Source organism: Mesorhizobium sp. M7A.F.Ca.CA.002.04.1.1, from assembly GCF_004022805.1.
GTDB classification, from domain to species: Bacteria; Pseudomonadota; Alphaproteobacteria; order Rhizobiales; family Rhizobiaceae; genus Mesorhizobium; species Mesorhizobium ciceri.
Map to the genome: position 1 here is coordinate 1 of NZ_RZPL01000198.1, position 6,603 is coordinate 6,603.

At 57.7% G+C, this 6,603-nt stretch carries 7 protein-coding genes; 4 read left to right on the plus strand and 3 right to left on the minus strand.

Annotation, left to right across the window (positions count from 1 at the left end):
- Positions 1-493 (plus strand): DUF4142 domain-containing protein (locus tag ENZ75_RS12915; RefSeq protein WP_164887802.1); only part of this gene is annotated, 493 nt, incomplete at its 5' end.
- A 162-nt stretch (positions 494-655) separates the two neighbouring features.
- Here the strand turns inward: ENZ75_RS12915 and ENZ75_RS12920 are convergent.
- Positions 656-976, minus strand: coding sequence for a DUF1476 domain-containing protein (locus ENZ75_RS12920; protein WP_063168796.1), 321 nt, complete (start codon positions 974-976; stop codon positions 656-658).
- Between the two features lie 212 nt (positions 977-1,188).
- Here ENZ75_RS12920 and ENZ75_RS12925 point away from each other — a divergent pair, with 212 nt between their 5' ends.
- The 3 genes from ENZ75_RS12925 to ENZ75_RS12935 all read left to right on the plus strand — a co-directional run bounded on the left by ENZ75_RS12925 (position 1,189) and on the right by ENZ75_RS12935 (position 2,641).
- Positions 1,189-1,572, plus strand: coding sequence for a DUF6152 family protein (locus tag ENZ75_RS12925; protein WP_063168795.1), 384 nt, complete (start codon positions 1,189-1,191; stop codon positions 1,570-1,572).
- On the plus strand, positions 1,573-2,028 hold the full coding sequence (locus tag ENZ75_RS12930) for a hypothetical protein (protein WP_063168794.1): 456 nt from the start codon (positions 1,573-1,575) through the stop codon (positions 2,026-2,028).
- 220 nt (positions 2,029-2,248) lie between these two features.
- Entirely contained in the window at positions 2,249-2,641 is a 393-nt protein-coding gene (locus ENZ75_RS12935; protein ID WP_027039300.1) for a RidA family protein, read from the plus strand.
- 38 nt (positions 2,642-2,679) lie between these two features.
- On the opposite strand, the gene ENZ75_RS12940 is transcribed toward ENZ75_RS12935, so the two are convergent.
- Both ENZ75_RS12940 and carB read right to left on the minus strand, forming a co-directional pair.
- Positions 2,680-4,467, minus strand: coding sequence for an AIPR family protein (locus tag ENZ75_RS12940; RefSeq protein WP_063168793.1), 1,788 nt, complete (start codon positions 4,465-4,467; stop codon positions 2,680-2,682).
- Between the two features lie 179 nt (positions 4,468-4,646).
- A partial coding sequence (gene carB / locus ENZ75_RS35090; protein ID WP_127387720.1) for a carbamoyl-phosphate synthase large subunit occupies positions 4,647-6,603 on the minus strand: 1,957 nt, incomplete at its 5' end.

The window sequence follows — 6,603 nt, forward strand, 5'->3', positions numbered from 1 at the left end:
GTCGAACACGACCGCCACGACCACGCCGCTCGCCGCCACGACGAAGGTCGACACTTCGACCTTCATCAAGACGGTGCCGAGCGCCAATGAGTTCGAGATCCAGTCCAGCAAGCTCGCCGAGCAACAGGCGACCGACGCCGACGTCAAGGCGTTCGCCAAACAGATGATCGCCGATCACACCAAGGCCGGCGAGGAATTCAAGGCGGCGCTTGCCCAGGGCCAGACAACCTCGGCCACCGCACCGTCCGGTCCGGCCCTGCAGCCCAAGGAGCAGAAGATGCTCGATGAGCTGAAGAGCGCCAGCGGCGATCAATTCCAGGCCAAATACATCGAGATGCAGACCAACGCTCATAAGGAAGCCGTCGCGCTGTTCAGCGGCTATGCGAAATCCGGCGACGACCCGGCAATGAAGGAATTCGCCAAGAAAACCCTGCCGACGCTGCAGATGCACGAAAAACACGTGAAGGAACTGGCCGCCGCGCATCAGGGGTGAGGGCGGTTCACTATGGCGCCCCCCTCTGTCCTGCCCGGCAGGACAGAGGGGGGCGCCGTAGAGCGCTACGATGGAAGCCAGCCCGCTTGGCCAACCAACACCACAATATGGCCCTGTGCCTTAAGCACGGCACGCCCTATACCGATCAAGGCTGAGCGGCGCTCAGGTCGACCTGATCTGCTCGACCGCGGTCACCAGCAGCTCTTCCATGGCGGTGCGTATCTGGCCATCCGACTGGGCGATGCCCGCCGCGTCGAAGTCGGCGCGGACCTTGCGGAACACATCGTTGTCGCCTGCCTCTTCGAAATCCGCGTGCACGACCTCCTTGGCATAGGCGTCGGCGTCAGCACCGGATTTGCCGAGCTTTTCGGCGGCCCACAGGCCGAGCAGCTTGTTGCGGCGCGCCATGGCCCTGAACTTCGTTTCCTCGTCCATCGCAAACTTCTTTTCGAAGCCTTCCTGACGGTCTCTCATGCTGCTCATGGTTCGCCTCGTTTCCGATGGGAGTCCGATCTTCAGCCCAGGGGAAGAACGGCCAGGAAAGAGAGAGTGGCGCGCATGGGTGTCATTAACAAGGCGTCATGCCGGCGATTGGGCGGGCGCTTGGCGGTCCAGTCTTTCGCTCGATATGATTTGACGTTGCCGCGCCGTGTCCTACTCTCAAGTGCCTGCGGGATGAACCGAGGAGACGAGCGATGCAGTTCAAGGCAATTCGCAGCGTCGCGCTGACGGCGGCCGTGATGCTTGCCGCCGGCACCGCGGCCTATGCCCATCACGGCTGGTCGTGGACACAGGATGGGTTTTTCGAACTCAAGGGCAAGATCACGGCCATCTATATCGGCAATCCGCACGCCACGCTGGATGTCGACGCGGAGGGTGAGGCCTGGCGGGTGGAGATGGCGCCGCCATCACGCACGATCGCCGCCGGCTTCACGGAGGAGGTGGCCAAGGTCGGCGACGAGGTGACCGCGATCGGCAACCGCTCGCTCGAGGCGACCGAAAAGCGCATGAAAGCGGTGCGCGTCATCGTCAACGGCAAGACATATGATGTCTATCCCGACCGCGTGCCGCCGGCGTAAATGGCCGAGTTCCTCGCCGGCATTGAGCATCTTGCGTTGGCGCGGTGGCTGAAGGCTTCCTTCGTCGCCTATCCCATAGTCAATGCGCTCCACATCATGTCGATCGGCGCGCTGTTGACCAGCGTCGTTCTCATGGACCTCAGGATCTGCGGCGCTTTCCGTTCGCTGCCGCAAGCCGCATTCGTCGCGCTGCTGCGCCGCATTGCATTAAGTGCATTCGCGGGTGCGCTCGTCACAGGCTCGCTGCTGTTTTCGGTCAAGGCGAGCACCTATGCGGCGATGCCGGTTTTCCTCGCCAAGATGGCACTCATCCTTCTCGCCGGCGTCAATTTTTTCACCTTCCTGCGCTTCGCCAGAGGTGGTGACGATCTGGCCGGCAGCACCATCCTGGCTGTGCTCTCGATACTGCTGTGGACGTCCGTGCTTTTCGCCGGACGGTTCATCGGATTTCTCTAGCGCCGCATCTTCCTTCTCCCCCTGTGGGAGAAGGTGTCGCCGAAGGCGACGGATGAGGGGTGTTCCAGGGAACGCCGACGTCTCACTCCGCTGGAACACCCCTCATCCGTCTCGGCGCTATCGCGCCGATCCACCTTCTCCCACAAGGGGAGAAGGGAAGAACGGCGCTGGCGTTCCGCCCGTGCCGGGATAAGCTCCCTGCAACTCAGGGAGAACTGCCATGAAAAAAGAAATCATCGAAGTGCCGGTCATGTCCGCCAAGGTGCGGGCGCTCGGCCTTCCCTGCTCGACAGCGGTCAAGGCCAACGGCTTCGTGTTCATCTCGGCGACGCCGCCGGTGGATATGGTGACCGGCGAGATGGTGCGCGGCGACATCGAGGTGCAGACCGAGGCGTCGCTGAAGGCGCTGAAACATTGCCTGGAAGCGGCCGGCACTTCGCTCGACAATGTGGTGATGGTGCGTATCTACGCCGTCAATTCCGGCTTCTACAACGCCATCAACCGTGTTTATGCCAGGTATTTCAGCGTCAATCCGCCGGCGCGGAGTTTTGTGCCGGTGGCGTCGTGGCCGATGGAGTTCGATATCGAGATCGAGTGTGTGGCGGTGGCGTGATGAGAGTATAGGAACGAGCATGACGACTCGCCAGCCTCTTATGAAACGTAGTTTTTCACCTCAGGAATGTCTTGGGTCAGGATCATCTCTCTAAATTCGTTAGAAACCGACTCTGATCGGATGGCGTCCCGAACCCTCTCCTGGGACTGCGTCCCAAACTGCTTAAGTTTGTCGTCTAATATCGCTGAGCTTCTATAAACCACCGCCTTGAGCGCCTCTTCATTCTTGCTCAATGCAATAATATTCTGCGCTACTTTTTCTATTTCCGATTTTTTCATGGAAAAGACGTCTCTGCCTCGGGTCACAATTAAACCGACGGCACATATGATATAAAATCGGAACGTCTTATATTTATTATCTATACGCTGGTTTCTCCAGAGGAACTCAATTCGGTAGTAGAGATAACAGCAGGCATGATAGATCCTAACATCATGATCATCCTTAAATATCTTGCTATCATACTCCGACATGATTCCCCGATAGTCGCGAGCTGCACGATTGGGCTGGAAGAAAATCGCGGCAGCCAGGGCCTTCATCATCGAAGATGGCTGAATTATCCTAACGCGCTCGACCTGCTGGCCACGATATTGGTTTTCGCGCCGTTCAAGATATATGATCTCTTCCGGCTCAACCGATCTGGCGTATTCTTCGAGGCTCTTTAAAAATGGCCTCAGCGCCCAGAATTGTTCTTCCTTCACCGGGTTCTGCCTATTCGTTCCAATAATGATCGATGCGACGAAGTCATCGTTCTTCGACCCAATCAGGCGGAATGGCACTGCAATATGGTCAATTAGATTTAGATCTTCAGCTGCCCCTTTGCTTTCCCCAAAGATCAATTCGTATATAATATTGCTCGTTTGACACCCATTTACTATTTGATAGTCCTCAAGATGGAATCGATCTCCAGTGCGGTCTATACTTTTCGACACAACTGTAACGCCGTTATTCCTAAAAGCAAAATCATCACCACCGCTCTCAAGTACTGAGACCTTTATTTCTTGGTTAATCTTAGATCTTTGATCGTAGTCTCTAATATTGTCAACGAAAACCGATTTATTGATGCCGATTGCGTTAAATTTATCGTCAAACAAAGTAAATAGCTTAACTAGTTGTTTGGCCTCGAGATATCCAACGTATGCCTCGTCCACATTCTTATTTTTTGGCATAACGACTGCTTTTGTAAATTCAATTTCTGCTTCGACAGATGTTGTGGCGGCTCGGTACCATTGTTGTAGCTGAAGAGCTCCAACGATACTTACGTCAAGGTTGTCTCTGTCAAACATGTTTTTTTCAGACATTTGACGAGTGAATGTATTCTTCAAAGACTCAATGCGCCGAGGTTCCTCGTAATTTCCGGTTGCGATGTAGAACGCTTTTAGCGAAGGATTTTTCTTTCCAACTACACCTTCATATACCGCGAGCATCGCCTCGGTTAAGTCCGACAATTGGGGGCTTTCATCTCGCAAATCGCCATCAAAAAAGCTGGTTATAGCATCGAAAAATTTGGAAATGTCACCGTAGTCGTAACTTGGGCTAGTTTTCGACTGAAAGAAAACAAACTCAATCGATGGATTTTTGATCGCGGCGAGCTTATCTTCTGCTTCGATCCGTGTTTTTACTACTTCCCCTTGTATTAATATTGCGACTCCGTCGAGACCGAACTCCGTGCCTGTCAAATGGACATCGTTGGCATCTGCGGACTCGGCCAACAGACCGATTAGAGTCGCAAATATCGAGTAAATTTCGAATTGATCACTAAGACTTGCCGACTCGATGCTCGTGGATTTTGCGTAATCCTTGACTTGAGCGCGAATTACTGGATTCATTTTTTGGTCCCCCCGCCTTTTGGCTGTTAGCGTACGTGACGTCTCGGGGGCTGTCTACTGTATCCGACCCTTTACTAACCGTCGGAGTGCACTATTTTAGATGCTGGTATAATCCGGATATCATTTGGCTGCGGCGAGCAATTTGAAAGCGAGAACTGCCGACAGCAGTTCACCAATCCTTACGCAAAATACTCCTGCAGCGGCCTGACCTCGAGGCTCCCCGCCTTCAGTGCCGCAATCGCTTCCGCCACCGCAGCCGCGCCCGATAGCGTCGTATAATACGGCACCTTCTGCATCAGCGTCGCCCGCCGCAGCGACTTCGAGTCCGACACTGCCTTCTGGCCGTCCGTGGTGTTGAAGACGATCTGCACCTGGCGGTTGCGGATGGCGTCTTCGATGTGGGGGCGGCCTTCCAGCACTTTGTTGATCTTCTGGGCGTCGACGCCGTTTTCGGCGAGGAAGCGGGCGGTGCCTGAGGTGGCCAGCACCTTGAAGCCGAGGCCGGCCAGGCGCTTCACCGCCGGCAGGATGCCTTTCTTGTCCTCGTCGCGCACCGAGACGAACAGCGTGCCGGAGCGCGGCAGGTCGACGCCGGCGCCGAGCTGGCTCTTGGCGAAGGCCAGCGCGAAATCGCGGTCGAGGCCCATGACCTCGCCGGTCGAGCGCATTTCCGGGCCGAGCAATATGTCGACGCCGGGGAAGCGGGCGAAGGGGAACACGGCTTCCTTGACCGCGATGTGGCCGGGGTTCCTGGGGTCGGGCATGGCGCCGTAATGGGCGAAGGCGTCTTCCAACTTCTCGCCGGCCATGATGCGGGCGGCAATCTTGGCAATTGGCCGGCCGATGGTCTTGGCGACGAAGGGCACGGTGCGCGATGCGCGCGGGTTGACCTCCAGCACATAGACCGTGCCGTCCTTGATCGCATACTGCACGTTCATCAGCCCGCCGACATTGAGCGCGCGGGCAAGGGCTGCCGTCTGGCGCTCCAGTTCGTCGACCAGTTCGGAAGGCAGCGAGTGCACCGGCAGCGAGCAGGCACTGTCGCCCGAATGGATGCCGGCCTCCTCGATGTGTTCCAGAATGCCGGAGACGAAGGTCGCCTTGCCGTCGCAGAGGCAGTCGACATCGACCTCGATGGCGCCGGAGAGATAGGTGTCGAACAGCAGCGGGTTTTTGCCCAGCAGCGTGTTGATCTGGCCGGTCTTGTCGTTGGGGTATTTCTGCTTGATGTCCTCCGGCACCAGGCCGGGCACGGTGTCGAGCAGGTAGGTCTGCAGCATGCCCTCGTCATGGATGATCTGCATGGCGCGGCCGCCGAGCACATAGGACGGGCGCACCACCAGCGGGAAGCCGAGCTCGCCGGCGACCAGGCGGGCCTGCTCGACCGAATAGGCGATGCCGTTCTTCGGCTGGCTCAGGTTGAGCTTGTGCAGCAGCTTCTGGAAGCGGTCGCGGTCTTCGGCGAGATCGATCATGTCGGGCGAGGTGCCGAGGATGGGGATGCCGGCCTTCTCCAGCGCATCCGCCAGCTTCAGCGGCGTCTGGCCGCCGAACTGGACGATGACGCCGACCAGCTCGCCCGAGGCCTGCTCGGCGCGCAGGATCTCCAGCACGTCTTCGGCCGTCAGCGGCTCGAAATAGAGCCGGTCCGAGGTGTCGTAGTCGGTCGAGACCGTCTCCGGGTTACAGTTGATCATGATCGCTTCATAGCCGGCGTCGCGCAGCGCGAAGGCGGCGTGGCAGCAGCAATAGTCGAACTCGATGCCCTGGCCGATGCGGTTCGGCCCGCCGCCGAGGATGACGACCTTCTTGCGCGACGAGACCTGCGCCTCGTTGGCCAGCGCGCCGGCGAACGGCACTTCATAGGTCGAGTACATGTAGGCGGTGGGCGAGGCGAACTCGGCCGCACAAGTGTCGATGCGTTTATAAACAGGATGAACGTCGAGCTTTTCGCGAGCTTTCTGAATCACTTCGGCGTCGGTCTTCGTCAGCGACGCGAGGCGGGCATCGGAGAAACCCATGGCCTTCAGCATGCGCAGGTTGACGGCATCCTCGGGAATGCCGTGCTCGCGGATGCGGGCTTCCATGGCGACGATGCCGGCGATCTGTTCGAGGAACCACGGGTCGATCTTGCAC